Below are 17,158 nucleotides of genomic sequence, written 5' to 3'. Positions count from 1 at the left end.
TGAGCCCAGTTCCCCGCTCTCAGCGGTACTATGAAGGCGCTACGACTTCCCATCCGCGTATCAACGCTCGCTTATTGGTTCGCTCCCGCTGCCCACGCGATCCTCCTTGCGTTCGTGCTCGCCCAAAGCGCTCCCGGTCGAGCGGAGGTCTCGTCCGGGCCAGGGGCTTTGCTTGTGCCGGCCACCCCACTCTCCGGCTCGCTTCGCGCGTGGACGCGAATGGGATCTCTCAGGTCTTCAGGCGATCCATCCTGTGCCTTTGCTCCGTTCCAGGACCCCGGTCGAACCGATGCATCCTCGCCATGACGGCCACATCGATGCTGCCCCCGCTATCCGGACGGCGAAGGCTTCGGCAATAGCTGATTTCGGGGCTAACCCGTGAGCTTCGGCACCTGCTGTCTTACGCTTCACGCTTCCGTTGCCGTCACGTGCAAAGCTCGCTTCCGGCTGGCTGGCTCAGCCTCTACCGGGCGGGAGTCGAACCCGCTGGATCGCTACGAAAGGTTTCAGCTCGTGTTGACGATCATCCTCCCCTCCTGTTCTCCTGACGCTACCGGATTGCGCTTCGCTCCATCCGGCTACGAAAGCGCCCTCTACCCCTCCCCCTCGTCGCTCGCCAGCACGCCCTTCACCGCCCGCGCCCAGCCCGCCAGCTTCCGCTCGCGGGTGGCCTGGCTCATGGCCGGTTTGAAGCGATGCTCGAGGCGCCAATTGTCGGCGAATTTTGTCGGCTCGGGATAGACGCCGGCCGCAAGACCGGCGAGATAGGCGGCGCCGAGTGCCGTTGTTTCCTGGATTGCGGGACGGTCGACGGGAGCGTCGAGCAGATCGGCGAGGCGCTGCATGGTCCAGTCCGATGCGGTCATGCCGCCGTCGACGCGCAGCACAACGCTGGCGGTCTCCGAGCTCGGCCAATCGGCGCGCATCGCGGCCCAGAGATCGAAGGTCTGGTAACACACGCTCTCCAGCGCGGCGTGCGCGAGCTCGGCCGGACCGGTGTTGCGGGTGAGGCCGAACAGCGCGCCGCGCACGCGCGGATTCCAGTAGGGCGCGCCCATGCCGACGAACGCCGGCACGAGATAGACGCTCTGCATGGAATCGGACTGATCCGCGAGCGGGCCGGTCTCGGCGGCGTGCTTGATAATGCCGAGGCCGTCGCGCAGCCACTGCACCGCGCTGCCGGCGACGAAGATCGAGCCTTCGAGCGCGTAGGTGCGTTTTCCACCGAGCTGATAGGCGATGGTGGTGAGCAGCTTGTTCTTCGAGGCCACCGGCGTGGTGCCGGTGTTGAGCAGCGCGAAGCAGCCGGTGCCGTAGGTCGACTTCATCATACCCGGGCGGAAGCAGGCCTGGCCGATGGTCGCGGCCTGCTGGTCGCCGGCGATGCCGGCAATGACAATCGCGCCGCCGAACAGATCCGGCACGCTCTCGCCGAAGCGGGCGGAGGAATCCTTCACCTCGGGCAGCATGGAGCGCGGCACGCCGATGATCTCCAGCAGCTCGTCGTCCCACTGCCCGGTGTGGATGTTGAACAGCAGCGTGCGCGAGGCGTTGGTGGCATCGGTGGCGTGCACCTTGCCGCCGGTGAGGCGCCAGAGCAGATAGCAATCGACGGTGCCGAACATCAATTCGCCGCGCGCGGCACGCGCCCGCGCGCCAGGAACGTGGTCGAGGATCCAGGCGATCTTGGTGCCGGAGAAATAGGGATCGATGATCAGCCCCGTCTTTTGCGAGATCACGGGCTCGCGGCCGTCGGCTTTCAGTCTGGCGCAGATGTCGGCGGTGCGGCGGTCCTGCCAGACGATGGCGCGGTGCACGGCCTGGCCGGTGGCGCGGTCCCACACCACGGTGGTCTCGCGCTGGTTGGTGATGCCGATCGCGGCGATGTCCTTGGCGGCGATGCCGGCCTGCGCGATCGCATCGCGGCAGACCATCACGGTCGAGGTCCAGATATCCTCGGGCTCGTGCTCGACCCAGCCCGAGGCCGGGAAATGCTGCGGAAACTCGGCCTGCGCTTTCGCCGCAATGGAAATATCGCCGCGAAACACGATCGCACGCGAGGAGGTGGTGCCCTGGTCGATGGCAAGGACGAAAGACATGGAAGCTACCCTGGCGTTTGCGCTGACGGGGTCATTGTGTCGCGCCAAAGGGAGCGGATTAGGGCGGGAAGGTCAAGTTGGGATGACGATGTCCCTTCTCCCCTTGTGGGAGAAGGTGGCGCGAAGCGCCGGATGAGGGGTTTGCTTCAGCGAATGCAAATGCGAAAGAGTCACTCGCGGAGAGAGACCCCTCACCCGTCTCGCCGCTACGCGGCGATCCACCCTCTCCCACAAGGGGCTAAGGCGTGCACACATCTTTCGGTCGTTGGTCAGCACCAATAGAAAGCGCGAGTCTTTTCAATGAAAACTGACCGACCGCTCTTTGGGCGGTTCCGAAACCCGGGGTCATCTAAGTCCCTGTATTAGATTCCGTTTTTGAGATGTGTGCACGCCTTAGCCCACAAGGGGAGAGGGAAAGATACCTACACCGCCGCGGTGGTGACGCCGCCGTCGATCACGATGGTCTGGCCGGTCATGAAGCTCGACGCGTCGGAGGCGAGATAGGCGACGGCGCCGGCGATTTCGTCGGGTTCACCGATGCGGCGGAGCGGGGTGGTGGCGGTGCGGCGCTTGAGGTTGGCTTCGTCTTCCCACAATGCGCGGGCGAAATCGGTCTTGACCAGGCCGGGCGCGATGCAGTTGACGCGGACGCCCTTCGGACCCCATTCGCCGGCGAGCGAGCGGCACAGCGCGAAGTCGGCGGCTTTCGAGATGCCGTAGGCGCCGATCACGGTCGAGCCGCGCAAGCCTCCGATCGAGGAGATGATGACGACGGAGCCGCTGCCGCGTTCCGCCATCTGCGGGATCGCGAGCGCGGAGAGCCAGATGTTACTCTTGACGTTGCTGCCCATGATCTTGTCGAAGGCCTCGTCGGTAATGTCGAGCAGCGGGCCGTAATACGGATTCACCGCGGCGTTGCAGACGAGGATGTCAATCTTGCCGTAATGTTTCGTCGCGCCTGTGATCAACGCCTCAACCTCGGCCTTGCGCGCGATGTTGCAGGGGATGACGGTGGCGTCTCCACCGGCAGCGTTGATGCCGTCGGCGACTTCCTTGCAGGCCTCGGCCTTCCGCGAGGAGACCACGACCTTGGCGCCGAGCTTGGCGAGCAGCTCGGCCGAGGAGCGGCCGATGCCGCGGCTGGAGCCGGTGACTACGGCGACTTTGCCGGTGAGATCGAACGGCGTATTTTTCATGGTTGTTGGCTCCCTCTCTTCTGATCAATTCTCGCTTGCTCCATCGTCATGGCCGGGCTTGTCCCGGCCATCCACGTTCTTTCCTTGCCGCCAAAGACGTGGATGCCCGGGACAAGCCCGGGCATGACGACCTTTTGCGCGGCGCGCGCCTCGCTCTGCGGCGAAACTCAGATCAACCCACCCCCATCGGCCACGCGGCGCTGGTGGTAGTCGGTGTCGCCGAAGCTGTTCTCGATCATGGTGAGGCGCTTGAAGTAATGACCGATCTTCGCCTCCATGGTCATGCCGATGCCGCCGTGGAGCTGGATCGCCTGCTGGCCGACGAACTTCAGCGACTTGCCGATCTGCACCTTGGCCGCGGCGATCGCATTGGCGCGCTCCTTCGCGTCCTCGAAATCGCCCGCCATGGTCGCGAACATCGACATCGATCTCGCCTGCTCGGCGGCGACGAACATGTCGGAAGCGCGATGCTGCAGCGACTGGAACGAGCCGATCGCGACGCCGAATTGCTTGCGCGTCTTGATGTACTCGATCGTGGTCTTGAGCGACTCGTCCATCAGGCCGACCGCCTCGGCGCAGAGCGCGATGCGGGCTTCGTCCACGACGCGCTCGATCAGCGCGAGTGAGTCGTCGGGATTGCCGAGCGCCGCATCGGCGCCGACCTCGACACCGGTGAAGGTGATGTCGGCGGCGTGCAGGCCGTCCTGGGTCGGGTACGACTTCTTGGTGATGCCCTTGGCACTCGCCGGCACCAGGAACACGCCGATGCCGGCCTTGTCCCGGCGGTCGCCCTTGCTGCGCGCGGTGACGATCAGCGTGTCGGCGTTCTCGCCGTTGAGCACGACGAATTTTTCGCCGTCGATGACGTAAGCGTCGCCCTTCTTCTTGGCCGTCGTGGTGACGTCGAACAGATCATAGCGCGAGTTCTTCTCGAGCTGCGCAAACGCCAGCGTCTTGCTGCCGTCGATGACGGCAGGCAGATGCGCGGCCTTCTGCGCGTCGGTGCCGGCATGACGCAGGAAGCCGCCGCCGATCACCACCGTTGCGAGATAAGGCTCGAGCACCAGCGCCTTGCCGAGCGCTTCCATCACGATCATGGTCTCGACGCCGCCGCCGCCGAAGCCGCCATCGGCCTCGCTGAAGGGCAGGCCGAGCAGGCCCTGCTCGGCGAGATTGAGCCAGACCGTCTTGCTCCAGCCGCCCTTCTCCTTCATGTACTTCTTGCGGCTCTCGAAATCATAGGAATCAGTCAGCAGGCCGTCGATGCTGTCCTTGAGCAGCCGCTGCTCCTCGTTCAAATCAAAATCCATGTTGCTCTCCAAATTCGACGGTGGATGTCATTGTCCCTGCCGTCGCCCTACCCTCAGACGTCATCCCCGCGAAGGCGGGGATCCAGTAAACGCTAACCGCCTGTCGTTCTCACGACCGCCGCGGCGTACTGGGTCTCCCGCCTTCGCGGGGGACGACACCGTCATTGTTGCATCACAGCCCCAGCACCGCCTTGGCGATGATGTTGCGCTGGATCTCGTTGGAGCCGCCGTAGATCGAGACCTTGCGGTTGTTGAAGTAGCTCGGCGCGATCTGGGCGGTCCAGTCCATGGCTTCGTTCGAGCCGTCGTCGCCGTGCACGTCGTAAGGCGCGGCGAATGGGCCGATCACTTCCATCAAGAGCTCGGTGGTGGTCTGCTGGATCTCGGAGCCCTTGATCTTCAGCACGGACGACGCCGGATTGGGCTTGCCCTTGCCGTGCTTGCCCTCGTCGGCGACGACGCGGAGCTGCGTGAGCTCAAGCGCCTTGAGCTCGATCTCGCAGGCCGCGAGCTTCTCGCGGAAGGCGGCGTCCTGGATGATCGGCTTGCCACCGGATTCGACCTTGCCGGCGAGATCACGGATGCGGCGCAGCCGCTCCTTGGAGACGCCGACCCGGGCAATGCCGGTGCGCTCATTGCCGAGCAGGAATTTGGCGTAATCCCAGCCCTTGTTCTCCTCGCCGATCAAATTCTCGATGGGCACCTCGACGTCGTCGAAGAACACTTCGTTGACCTCTGCGCCGCCGTCGATGGTCTGGATCGGGCGCACCGTGACGCCCTTCGACTTCATGCTGAAGACGATGAAGGAGATGCCCATCTGCTTCTTGGCGCTGGGATCGGTGCGGCAGAGGCAGAAGATCATGTCGGCGTGCTGGGCCAGCGTGGTCCAGGTCTTCTGGCCGTTGATGATCCACTTGTCGCCCTTGCGCTCGGCCTTGGTCTTGAGCGAAGCGAGGTCGGAACCGGAGCCGGGCTCAGAGAAGCCCTGGCACCACCAGTCCTCGACACTGGCAATGCGCGGCAGATACTTCTTCTTCTGCTCTTCATTGCCGAAGGTGTAGATGACGGGGCCGACCATGCTGACGCCGAAGGCGAGTGGCTGCGGCGCCGGATAGGACTGCAGCTCCTCGTTGAAAATGTAGTGCTGCACGGAGGTCCAGCCGGTGCCGCCATATTGCTTGGGCCAATGGCTGACGCCCCAGCCCTTCTTGTTGAGGATGCGCCACCACGTCACCATCTCGTCCTTCGAGAGGTGGCGGCCCTCGACCAGCTTGCGCCGCGTATCCGGCGGCACGTTGTCGCGGAAGAATGATCGCACTTCCTCGCGAAACGCCTGCTCTTCTTTCGTGAATGCGAGATCCATCGGATCCTCCTGTGAAATCCAGCTTCTTATCGTCGTCCCGTCGAAGGCCGGGACGACAGTGAATTGCTGCAACACCTCAAACAATCCCGTCGCGTCCTCCGCCTCCAGATGCGAGTTGGGCGGATTGTGATGGTTTTTGCTGCTGGCGCAACTCATGGCGCGACAGCTTGCCGACCGACGTGCGCGGCAGATCGTCGACGAACTCGACCTCGGCCGGCAATTCGTGCTTGCCGAGCTTGCCGGTGAGCTGCGCCCGCAGCTCATCAAGCGAAAACGGCTTGGCGTCCGGCCTCAGCTTGATGAAGGCTTTGGCGGCCTCGCCGCGGTACGGGTCGGGAATGCCGAGCACGATGACCTCGTGCACGCCTGATATGGTGTAGATCGCCTGCTCGATCATCTGCGGATAGACGTTGAAGCCGCCGGAGATGATCATGTCCTTCTTGCGGTCGACCAGGAAGAAGTAGCCATCGGTGTCGACATAGCCGATGTCGCCGGTGAGGAAGCGGCCATCGGCGAAGGATTCTGCGGATTCCTTCGGCTTGTTCCAGTAGCCTTTGGTGACGTTCGGGCCCTTGATGCGGATCTCGCCGACCTCGCCCGGCGGCAGCACTTTGGTGGGGTTCTCCAGCGACACGACGTCGAGCTCGATGCCGGGCAGCATCAGGCCGATCGAGCCCGGCTTGTCCGGTCCCGTCGGCGGATGGCCGGTGCCGGGCGAGCAGGTCTCGGTCATGCCCCAGCCGCTGCGCAGCTTCTTGCCGACCTTGCGCTCGAAGAAGCTGGCGATCTCCACCGGCAGCGGCGCACCGCCGGAGCCGATGGTCGCAAGCGAGGAGAAGTCGCGCTTGTCGAGATCGGGCAGTGCCGCGATCGCAATCCACATCGTCGGCACGCCCGGAAAGTACGTCGCGTGCTTGATTTCGATGTCGCGCATCACCGCTTCGACATCAAAACGCTGGTGGAGCGAGATCAGATTGCCGCGGCGGAGCGAGGACAACAGCACGACGGTGAGCGCGTAAATATGAAACAGCGGCAGCACGCAGATCACACGTTCGACGATTTCGCCGCGCGTCGCGCGTCCCGGCTTGCCCCAGACGTCGTAGATCGACACGGCGGAGGTGAGGTTGCCGTGGGTGAGCATCGCGCCCTTGGGCAGGCCGGTGGTGCCGCCGGTGTATTGCAGCAGCGCGACGTCATCGGCGGTCACATTCGGCCACTCTGCCGGCGCGGTGGCGCCCTCGACGAAGCTCCTGAAGGTGACGATGCGGGGATCATCAGGGATCGCCGCCTGCGGCGTGCCGACCTTGCCCCAATTATCGTCCTCGCAGACGACGAGGCGGTCGATCAGGCCCTTCTCCAGGAACTTCAGCGCGGTCGGCAGCAGCGCCGCGAGATTGGAGGTGACGAGCAGCCGCGAGCCGGAATCCGAGACCTTGTGCGCCAGCGCGATCTCGCCGTCGAGCGGCGAGAGATGCGCAACGCGGGCGCCGGCCTTCAGCGCGCCGAAGAAATTGACCGGGTGGTCCGGGCTGTTGCCGAGGAACAGCGCGACGGACGTGTTCTTGCCGCAGCCGGCGCGCAGGAACGCTGCGGCCGCACGCTCCGCCATCCCAGCCAGCTCGGAATAGGTGACCGGGCGATCACGGAATTCCAGCGCGGTGCGCGGGCCGAAATCGGCGGCGGCTTTCGACAACAGGTCGGGCAGCGTGCCCTGAACGATAGTGTCGTCCCAGCGCACGCCCTCTGGATAAAACTGTTCGCCGGGATGGGTCATGTTCTGCATCACAATCAGTCGTCATTGCCGGGCGCGACCAACGGGTCCGCGCAAAGCGCGGCCCGATGACAGGCTCCGTCGCGAGCTATGATGCGCAATTGCGCATCTGAGAATCCACCGAGCCGCGCGCTCGAAGGCGAAATGGATTCCGGGTCTGGCCCTTTGGGCCATCCCGGAATGACGAGAGGATAGGCAGCGGCCATCACGCCGCCTTCGATGCCACCGCGAGCGAGGCAAACGTCTTGCCTTCGGCCGCGAGCTTCTTCAGCAGCGGCGCGGGCTCGAGGCTGGGGTCGTTGGTCTCCTTGGCGTAGAACGCCAGGCGATCGGCGATGTGCTTGAGGCCGACGCTGTCGGCCCAGAACATCGGGCCGCCGCGATAGATCGGCCAGCCATAGCCATAGAGCCAGACCACGTCGATGTCGGAGGGACGCGCCGCGATGCCCTCTTCCAGGATCTTCGCACCCTCGTTGATCATCGGATACATCATGCGCTCGAGGATCTCCTCGTCGCTGACGATTCGCTTCTTGCGGCCGAGACGCAGCAGCGTCTCGTCGATCAGCTTCTCGACCTCCGGATCGGGCAGCGCCGAGCGGCTGCCTGCTTCATACTTGTAGTAGCCCTTGCCGGTCTTCTGGCCGAAGCGGCCGGCCTCGCACAGCGCGTCCGCAATCTCCGACTTGATGCCGCGATCCTTGCGCGAGCGCCAGCCGATGTCGAGGCCGGCGAGGTCGCCCATCGCGAACGGTCCCATCGGCATGCCGAACTTGGTCACGACGGCGTCGACCTGTTGCGGCAGGGCACCTTCGAACAACAGCTTCTCCGATTGCTTGCCGCGCTGCGCCAGCATGCGGTTGCCGACAAAACCGTCGCAGACGCCGACCACGGCCGGCACTTTTGCAATTTTGCGCGCGATCGAGACAGCCGTCACAAGGGCATCCGGCGCGGTCTTGTCGGCGCGCACGATCTCGCACAATTTCATGACGTTAGCGGGCGAGAAGAAGTGCATGCCGAGCACGTCCTGCGGACGCTTGGTCGATTTTGCGATCTCGTCGATGTTGAGGTAGGAGGTGTTGGAGGCGAGCACGGCGCCCGGCTTGACGTATTGGTCGAGCTTGCCGAACACTTCCTTCTTCACCGCCATGGTCTCGAACACGGCTTCGATCACCAGGTCAGCATCACCGACGTTCTCGATGCCGACGACGCCGTTGATCAGCGCCATGCGCTTGGCGGGCGCGTCAGCCGGGATGCCGCCGCGCGCGGCGGTCGCTTCCCAGTTCTTCTGCATGATGCCCATGCCGCGCTTGAGCTGCTCCTCGCCGGTCTCGATCAGGGTGACGGGAACGCCAGCATTGGCAAAGGACATCGCGATGCCGCCGCCCATGGTGCCGGCACCGAGAATCGCGACGCGGTTCACGGGCCGCGGCTTGGTGCCCTCGGGCACACCGGCGATCTTGGCGGCTTCGCGCTCGGCGAAGAAGGCATAACGCTGCGCCTTGGACTGATCGCTGGCGACGAGCTTCAGGAAGCCCTCGCGCTCCTTCTTCAAACCTTCGTCGAACGGCAGGTCGATGGCGTAGCCGACGGCGTCGGCCGCCGCGAACGGCGCTTCCAGGCCGCGCGACTTCTTGGTCATGGCAGCGACCGCATTGGTGAAGATCGAGCGGTCGGCCTTGGCCGCGGCGAGCTTGGAATCGTCGTCGCGCAGGCGGCGCAGCGGGCGCTTCTCGGCGAGCAATTTGCGCACGAAGGCTTCGCCGCCGGAGGCCGGGCCTTCGACGATCTCCTCGATCAGGCCGTTCTTGAGCGCCTCGGCAGCGCCGATGGGATCACCGCCGACGATCATCTTGACCGCGAGTTCCGGCCCGACCGCGCGCGGCAGGCGCTGGGTGCCGCCGGCGCCCGGCAGCAGGCCGAGCTTGACCTCGGGCAGGCCGAGCTTGGCCTCTTTCACGGCGACGCGGAAGTGACAGGCAAGCGCAACTTCGAGACCGCCGCCGAGCGCCGTGCCGTGGATCGCAGCGACGATCGGCTTCGGCGAATTTTCCATCTCGGCCAGAACTTCGTTCAGTCCCGGCGGCTTCGGCGGCTTGCCGAATTCGGTGATGTCGGCGCCGGCGATAAAGGTGCGGCCGGCACAGGTCAGCACGATGCCCTTGATCGCGGGATCGGCAATGGCGGCCTTGATGCACTCGAGAATACCACCGCGCACTGCGGCGCTCAGCGCATTGACCGGAGGGCTGTTGACCGTGACGATCCCGACTTCGTCATGACGCTCAAGCTTGACCACTTCGCTCACGGTATCCCTCCTTGGTGGGGTTAATTTTTGTTCGATTTCGCGGTGCGGAATTTAATTCCGCATCTTGACGGCAGAGTTATTTTGAAGCACGCACGTTGTCAACGACTCCGCGCAAGAAGCAGATCAGGGATGAAGCGTACAGGAAAGAAGACTGCGACCGATCGGAATTTCGTCGTCGCGCTTTCCCGCGGACTAGATGTATTGCGCGCATTCGAGCCCCACGACGGACTTCTTGGCAATCAGGAGATCGCGGCTCGTACGAATCTGCCCAAGCCAACCGTGTCGCGGCTGACCTACACATTGACCAAGCTCGGTTATCTGACACCGGTTCCCCGTTTCGAGAAGTATCAGCTTGCGCCGGCCGCGATGGCGCTCGGCTACGCGGCGCTGGCCAATCTCGGCGTTCGGCATTTGTCCGAACCATTTCGCGAAGAAATGATGCGCACGACCGGCGGCGCGGTCGCCGTCGGCGGCCGCGACCGTCACAGCATGATCTATTTCGGGCAAAGTCGCGGCAGCGAGACGGTCGGCGTTCAACTTGACGTCGGCTCCCGCGTGCCGATTGCAACCAGCGCGATGGGCCGGGCCTATTTCTGGGCGCTCGACGACGAGGATCGCGCCGAAGTGTCCCGCATCCTGCGCGAACATTACGGCAGCCGCTGGCCCAAGATGCGGGACGGACTGGAACGTTCCGGCGAAACCGTCGCGAAATACGGTTTCGCGATTTCCGTCGGCGACTGGCACGACGACATCGGCGCCGCCGGCGTCGCGCTCAAGCTCAACGACGGAACCGGACCTTACGCATTCAATTGCGGTGCGCCCGCATTCCGCTTCACGGAAGAGCGTTTGATCAACGACATTGGACCGCGTCTGCTTGCGATGGTAAGGAACATCGAAGCGGCACTTGGTGGACTGATGCCGCAATCCAAAAAAGACGCCAGCAAAAAGCTGAAATCAGGAGGGAAAGTTGCGCGTGTGGCCGAGGGGATCAGATAGCTTTTGTCATAGCCGGGAGCGGTTCGCATCGCCCCTTCGCCCACTGCACAGTGCGGGCGAGACGAGATGACGCAGGCACAGCTCGCGCAGGGGACAGCGCCTCTGCTCGCGGTTCGCGACGTCAGCGTCGTGTTCGGCGGTATCGTCGCGCTCAACGGTGTGTCCTTCGACATGCACAAGGGCCAGATCCTCGGATTGATCGGCCCCAACGGCGCCGGCAAGACCACGCTCTTCAACTGCCTGTCCCGGCTCTATCAGCCGTCGTCCGGCGACATCCTGATGGAAGGCGTGAGCATCCTGACGCGGCCGCCGCACCGGATCGCCGAGATCGGCATCGGCCGCACCTTCCAGAACGTGGCGCTGTTTCCCAACCTCACGGTGATGGACAATGTCCGCGTCGGCGCCCATTCGAAGACCTCGAGCGACATTATCAGTGACTCCCTGAGACTTGCCTGGGTCCGGCGCAGCGAGACCAGCGTCAACAACAAGGTCCACGAGATCCTCGCCTATCTCAAGCTCGAGGACGTCGCCCATACCGTCGTCTCCGGCCTGCCTTTCGGCACGCAGAAGCGCGTCGAATTGGCGCGCGCACTCGCAGCGGATCCGAAGATCCTGCTGCTCGACGAGCCGGCCGGCGGCCTCAACCATGAGGAAGTCTATTTGCTCGGCGACCTGATCCGCCGCATCCGCGACGACCGCCACATGACCGTGCTGCTGGTCGAGCATCACATGGGCCTCGTGATGTCGATCGCCGACCACGTCGTCGCGCTGAATTTCGGCAAGAAGCTCGCTGAGGGCACGCCGGCCCAGGTGCAGGCAGACCCCGACGTGATCAAGGCCTATCTCGGGAGCAAGGACCAATGACGACGCTGCTCAACGTCAAGGACCTGCGCGCCTATTACGGCCAGGTCCAGGCGCTCCATGGCCTGTCCTTCTCGCTCAACGAAGGATCGTTGACGACGCTGCTCGGCGCCAACGGCGCCGGCAAGACCACCACCTTGCGCGCGATCTGCAACATGGTGCGCTCCACCGGTGCGATCGAGTTCGAAGGCAAGCCGCTCAGCAACCGCTCCACCGAGAGCATCGTGCGGTTCGGCATCGCCCATGTGCCGCAGGGCCGCGGCACCTTCACCACCATGACGGTCGAGGAGAACCTCCAGCTTGGTGCCATCACCCGCAAGGACAGCGCCGGCATCGTTTCCGACATCGAGCGCATGTACGCGCATTTCCCGGTGCTGAAGCAGCGCCACACCCAGCAGGCCGGCACGCTCTCGGGCGGCGAGCAGCAGATGCTCGCGGTCGCCCGTGCGCTGATGCTGCGGCCGCGGCTGATGCTGCTGGACGAGCCGTCATTCGGCCTCGCGCCGCTGGTCGTGCGCGACCTGTTCGGCATCCTCGGCAAGATCAATCGCGAGGACAAGGTGTCGATCCTGGTGGTCGAGCAGAACGCCCAGCTCGCGCTCGAGCTTGCAGACCAGGCCTATGTGATCGAGACCGGACGCATCGTGATGTCGGGCAATGCCAAGGACATCGCGAACAACGAAGAAATCCGCAAATCCTATCTGGGCTACTGAGGAGCCGGCACGATGGAGCTATTCACCAACCAAGTGCTGGCCGGCATCGCGACGGGCGCTATCTACGCCTGCATGGCGCTCGCCGTGGTCATGATCTACCAGGCGATCGACCATCTCAACTTCGCGCAGGGCGAGATGGCGATGTTCTCGACCTTCATCTCCTGGCAGTTGATGCAGTGGGGCATACCCTATTGGGCCGCCTTCATCGTCACGCTGGCGCTCTCCTTCGTCGCCGGCATCGCGATCGAGCGCATCCTGTTCAAGCCGCTCGCGAAAGCGCCGGTGCTCACCAACGTCGCCGGCTTCATCGCGCTGTTTGCGATCATCAACTCCTCGGCCGGCCTGATCTGGGACTTCACCATCAAGCAATATCCGACCCCGTTCGGCTCCGCGCCGTTCCTGGGCAGCCAGCTGATCTCGACCCATCAGGCCGGCATGATCGGCGTCACCGTGCTGCTGCTGCTCGGCCTCTATTTCTTCTTCCAGTACACCCGGATCGGCCTTGCGATGCGCGCGGCCGCCTCCGTGCCTGAATCGGCCCGGCTGGTCGGCATCAACACGTCCTGGATGATCGCGCTCGGCTGGGGCATGGCGACCGCGATCGGTGCGATCGCCGGCATGCTGATCGCTCCGGTCGTGTTCCTCGAGCCGAACATGATGGGCGGCGTGCTGATCTACGGCTTTGCCGCTGCGGTGCTCGGCGGTCTGACCAGCCCGTTCGGCGCCGTGGTCGGCGGCTTCCTGGTCGGCATCTTCGAGAACCTCGCCGGCACCTACATTCCCGGCGTCGGCAATGAGCTGAAACTCCCGATCGCGCTCGCGCTGATCATCTCCGTCCTGGTCGTCAAGCCCGCTGGCCTGTTCGGCCGGCACATCGTCAAGCGAGTTTGATCATGAGCGCTGCAGAAGACGTCGTCACGGAAGCCCCGGCGGTCGAGGCCGTTCCGAAGCGGGCCATGACGCTGGGCACCGGCACCTCGCTGGTGGTGCTCGCGGCACTGCTGATCGCGCCGGTCTTCGTCAAGAACTTCATCATCTTCCAGATGACGATGCTCCTGATCTACGGGCTCGCGGTGCTGGCGCTGAACATCCTGACCGGCGGCTCCGGCCAGTTCTCGCTCGGCCAGAGCGCGTTCTACGCCGTCGGCGCCTACACGACCGCGGTGCTGATGGAGCACTTCAACATCAACTACGCGCTGACCCTGCCGATCGCCGGCGTGGTCTGTTTCGGCTTCGGTTTCCTGTTCGGGCAGCCGGCGCTGCGGCTCTCCGGCGTCTATCTCGCGCTCGCGACCTTCGCGCTCGCCACCGCCATGCCGCAGCTGTTGAAGCTGAACTTCCTCGAGCACTGGACCGGCGGCGTGCAGGGCCTCGTCGTCACCAAGCCCGATGCCCCCTTCGGCCTGCCGATGTCGCAGGACATGTGGCTGTACTATTTCACGCTCGTCGTCGTGATTGCGATCTACATCTTCTCGGTAAACCTGCTGCGCTCCCGGTCGGGCCGCGCCTTCATGGCGATCCGCGACAACGAGATCGCGGCCTCCGCGATGGGCGTCGACGTCGCGCTGTACAAGACGCTGGCGTTCGGCGTCTCCGCCGCCATCACCGGCATCGCCGGCTCGCTCGGCGCCATCGCGGTGCAGTTCGTCGCGCCCGACAGCTACACCATCACGCTCGCGATCTCGCTGTTCCTCGGCATGGTCGTCGGCGGCGTGGGCTGGCTGCCCGGCTCGATCATCGGCGCGGCCTTCATCATCTTCGTGCCGAACATGGCGGAGGGCATCTCCAAGGGCCTCTCCGGCGCCGTGTTCGGCGTGCTCCTGTTCCTCGTCATCTACCTCGTGCCGCATGGCGCAAGGCAAGTCGCGATCCTGGGCCAACAACTCGCCGGCAAGCTCAGAAAGAACTGAAACTCCCATCAAGACTGTTGTTTAACCAAGGAGACCCCAATTGCTTTTCGGAAGAACACTGCGAACCATCGCGCTCGCAACTGCGGCCGCGACTCTCACCTCCGGCGCGGCACTTGCCCAGAAGAAATACGACACCGGCGCGTCCGACACCGAGATCAAGATCGGCAACATCATGCCGTACAGCGGTCCGGCGTCGGCCTACGGCATCATCGGCAAGACCGAAGACGCCTATTTCAAGATGATCAACGACAAGGGCGGCATCAACGGCCGCAAGATCAACTTCGTCACCTATGACGACGCCTATTCGCCGCCGAAGGCCGTCGAGCAGGTCCGCAAGCTCGTCGAGAGCGACGAGGTGCTCGCCGTATTCAACCCGCTCGGCACGCCCTCGAACAGCGCGATCCAGAAGTACCTGAACGCCAAAAAGATCCCGCAGCTCTTCGTCGCGACCGGCGCCACCAAGTGGAACGATCCGAAGAACTTCCCCTGGACCATCGGCTGGCAGCCTTCCTACCAGAGCGAAGCGCAGATCTATGCGAAATGGCTGCTCAAGGAGAAGCCGGACGCGAAGATCGCGATCCTGTATCAGAATGACGATTTCGGCAAAGACTACCTCAAGGGCACCAAGGACGGCCTCGGCGCCAAGGCCTCGTCCATGGTCATCCTGGAAGAGAGCTATGAGGTGTCCGAGCCCTCGATCGACGGTCACATCGTCAAGATCAAGGCCGCCAATCCCGACGTGCTGCTGATCTATGCGACGCCGAAATTCGCCGCCCAGACCATCAAGAAGACCGCCGAACTCAGCTGGAAGCCGCTCCAGATCCTCACCAACGTGTCGATCTCGGTCGGCAGCGTGATGAAGCCGGCCGGCTTCGAAGCTTCGCAAGGCGTCCTCTCGGCGGCCTATGCCAAGGACTCGACCGATCCGCAGTGGAACAACGACCCCGGCATGAAGAAATGGAATGAGTTCGTCGACAAGTACATGCCCGGCGCCGACAAAACCGACACCGCCATGGTCTACGGCTATGGCGCAGCGTCGACCTTGGCCAAGGTTCTGGAAATGTGCGGCGATGATCTCACCCGCGCCAATCTCATGAAGCAGGCCGCGAGCCTGAAGGACTTCGCGCCGGACACGCTGCTGCCCGGCGTCAAGATCAACACCAGCGCGACCGACTTCGCCCCGATTGCCCAGCTCCAGATGCAGCGCTTCAAGGGCGAAAAGTGGGAACTGTTCGGCGAGATCATCAGCGGCGACGTCCCCACGGAGTGACACGCTGACGCAATAGTTCAGGTCTATTCCAGGCCAACGAGCCCCCGCGAGCCGTCGCGGGGGCTTTTTTGTTGACGTCAGACGTCAATCTTTTGTTCAATTGCGGCGCCGATCCAACTCGGGGTGGGAGACCAATGACTGCTGTTCGATTTCAGGTTGCGGCCATTTCGGCCGCGCTCGCGTTGTGCACTGCGATAAGCAGCCCGGCACTCGCGCAAAAGAAATACGACAGCGGCGCTTCCGATACCGAGATCAAGATCGGCAATATCATGCCCTATAGCGGGCCAGCCTCCGCCTATGCCGCGATCGGCAAGACCGAGGAAGCCTATTTCAACAAGATCAATGCCGAAGGCGGCATCAACGGCCGCAAGATCAAGTTCATCTCCTATGATGACGGCTATTCGCCGCCAAAGACGGTGGAGCAGGCTCGCAAGCTGGTCGAGAGCGACAACGTGCTGCTGATCTTCGGCTCGATCGGCACCTCCACCAACGGCGCCATCCGCAAATACATGAACGAGAAGAAAGTGCCGCAATTGTTCGTGGCGAGCGGCGCCTCGAAGTGGAACGATCCCAGGCAATATCCGTGGACCATGGGCTGGCAGCCGAGCTACGCCAGCGAGGCGCGAATCTACGCCAAGTACATCATGAAGGCGAAGCCGGACGGCAAGATCGGCGTGCTCTACCAGAATGACGATTTCGGCAAGGACTATCTGAAAGGGCTGAAGGACGGCCTCGGTGCCAAGGCGTCGATGATCGTGCTGGAAGACGGCTACGACACTTCGGAGCCCGCGATTGACGAGCACGTCGTGAAGCTGAAAGCCTCGGGCGCCGACGTCTTCATCAGCATCACCACGCCGAAATTCGCCGCGCAAGCGATCAAGAAAGCGGCCGAGATCAACTGGCATCCTGTCCACATCATCTCAAACGTCTCGGCTTCGGTCGGCGGCGTGCTCGAGCCGGCGGGCCTCGAGATCTCGCAGGGTATCCTGTCGGCGAGCTACACCAAGGACGGCTCCGACCCGCAATGGAATGCCGACGACGGCATGAAGAAGTTCTATAAGTTCCTCGCACAATACGATCCCAAGGCCAACAAGCTCGATGCCGGCGTGGTGTTCGGCTATGCCGCGGCCCAGACCATGGTGAAGGTGCTGCAAATGTGCGGCGACGAACTCACCCATGAAAACGTCATGAAGCAGGCCGCGCACCTGAAGGATTTCGAGCCCGATACGCTGCTGCCCGGCATCAAGATCAACACCGCAGCCGATAATTTCGCCCCGATCGAGCAACTCCAGATGATGCGATTCAAGGGCAGGAAATGGGAGCTGTTCGGCGACATCATCTCGAGCGAGCTCGGTCATTGACGTCGT

Annotated in this window: 13 protein-coding genes; 7 read left to right on the top strand and 6 right to left on the bottom strand. The window is 63.6% G+C overall.

What is annotated here, in order from left to right:
* Nucleotides 1-593 precede the first annotated feature (593 nt).
* From glpK to IVA80_RS37255, 6 genes are all read right to left on the bottom strand, one after another.
* Nucleotides 594-2,099, bottom strand: coding sequence for a glycerol kinase GlpK (gene glpK / locus IVA80_RS37280; protein WP_247440097.1), 1,506 nt, complete (start codon nucleotides 2,097-2,099; stop codon nucleotides 594-596).
* Between the two features lie 422 nt (nucleotides 2,100-2,521).
* Complete coding sequence (locus IVA80_RS37275) at nucleotides 2,522-3,295, bottom strand: SDR family oxidoreductase (protein WP_247440096.1); 774 nt, start codon at nucleotides 3,293-3,295, stop codon at nucleotides 2,522-2,524.
* A gap of 167 nt (nucleotides 3,296-3,462) precedes the next feature.
* A complete protein-coding gene (gene pimD / locus IVA80_RS37270) occupies nucleotides 3,463-4,605 on the bottom strand; it encodes a pimeloyl-CoA dehydrogenase small subunit (RefSeq protein WP_247440095.1) in 1,143 nt (380 codons plus the stop codon).
* 172 nt (nucleotides 4,606-4,777) lie between these two features.
* Nucleotides 4,778-5,968, bottom strand: coding sequence for a pimeloyl-CoA dehydrogenase large subunit (gene pimC, locus IVA80_RS37265; RefSeq protein WP_247440094.1), 1,191 nt, complete (start codon nucleotides 5,966-5,968; stop codon nucleotides 4,778-4,780).
* Between the two features lie 76 nt (nucleotides 5,969-6,044).
* The gene (gene pimA, locus IVA80_RS37260) at nucleotides 6,045-7,742 is read right to left on the bottom strand and encodes a dicarboxylate--CoA ligase PimA (RefSeq protein WP_247440168.1); all 1,698 of its coding nucleotides are present in this window, start codon (nucleotides 7,740-7,742) and stop codon (nucleotides 6,045-6,047) included.
* A gap of 202 nt (nucleotides 7,743-7,944) precedes the next feature.
* Nucleotides 7,945-10,041, bottom strand: a complete 2,097-nt coding sequence (locus IVA80_RS37255; RefSeq protein WP_247440093.1) for a 3-hydroxyacyl-CoA dehydrogenase NAD-binding domain-containing protein — start codon at nucleotides 10,039-10,041, stop codon at nucleotides 7,945-7,947.
* Nucleotides 10,042-10,170: 129 nt separating this feature from the next.
* On the opposite strand from IVA80_RS37255, the gene IVA80_RS37250 reads away from it, so the two are divergent.
* The 7 genes from IVA80_RS37250 to IVA80_RS37220 all read left to right on the top strand — a co-directional run bounded on the left by IVA80_RS37250 (nucleotide 10,171) and on the right by IVA80_RS37220 (nucleotide 17,152).
* On the top strand, nucleotides 10,171-11,037 hold the full coding sequence (locus IVA80_RS37250; protein WP_247440167.1) for an IclR family transcriptional regulator: 867 nt from the start codon (nucleotides 10,171-10,173) through the stop codon (nucleotides 11,035-11,037).
* A gap of 66 nt (nucleotides 11,038-11,103) precedes the next feature.
* Nucleotides 11,104-11,901, top strand: a complete 798-nt coding sequence (locus IVA80_RS37245) for an ABC transporter ATP-binding protein (protein ID WP_247440092.1) — start codon at nucleotides 11,104-11,106, stop codon at nucleotides 11,899-11,901.
* The gene (locus tag IVA80_RS37240) at nucleotides 11,898-12,611 is read left to right on the top strand and encodes an ABC transporter ATP-binding protein (protein WP_014498266.1); all 714 of its coding nucleotides are present in this window, start codon (nucleotides 11,898-11,900) and stop codon (nucleotides 12,609-12,611) included. Before IVA80_RS37245 ends, IVA80_RS37240 begins: the two co-directional genes overlap by 4 nt.
* 12 nt (nucleotides 12,612-12,623) lie before the next feature.
* Nucleotides 12,624-13,502 carry a branched-chain amino acid ABC transporter permease gene (locus tag IVA80_RS37235; protein ID WP_247440091.1) on the top strand — a complete coding sequence of 293 codons (879 nt, stop codon included), beginning with the start codon at nucleotides 12,624-12,626 and terminating at the stop codon, nucleotides 13,500-13,502.
* A gap of 2 nt (nucleotides 13,503-13,504) precedes the next feature.
* Nucleotides 13,505-14,521 (top strand): branched-chain amino acid ABC transporter permease, encoded by a 1,017-nt coding sequence (locus IVA80_RS37230; RefSeq protein WP_247440090.1) that lies wholly within the window; start codon nucleotides 13,505-13,507, stop codon nucleotides 14,519-14,521.
* Nucleotides 14,522-14,561: 40 nt separating this feature from the next.
* Nucleotides 14,562-15,791, top strand: coding sequence for an ABC transporter substrate-binding protein (locus IVA80_RS37225; RefSeq protein ID WP_247440089.1), 1,230 nt, complete (start codon nucleotides 14,562-14,564; stop codon nucleotides 15,789-15,791).
* Between the two features lie 134 nt (nucleotides 15,792-15,925).
* Nucleotides 15,926-17,152 carry an ABC transporter substrate-binding protein gene (locus IVA80_RS37220; RefSeq protein ID WP_247440088.1) on the top strand — a complete coding sequence of 409 codons (1,227 nt, stop codon included), beginning with the start codon at nucleotides 15,926-15,928 and terminating at the stop codon, nucleotides 17,150-17,152.
* Nucleotides 17,153-17,158: the final 6 nt, after the last annotated feature.

Source organism: Bradyrhizobium sp. 139 (genome assembly GCF_023074175.1).
Taxonomy (GTDB): domain Bacteria; phylum Pseudomonadota; class Alphaproteobacteria; order Rhizobiales; family Xanthobacteraceae; genus Bradyrhizobium.
The sequence above is the reverse complement of the archived record's forward strand: the minus strand, read 5'-3'. Positions and strand labels throughout refer to the sequence as shown.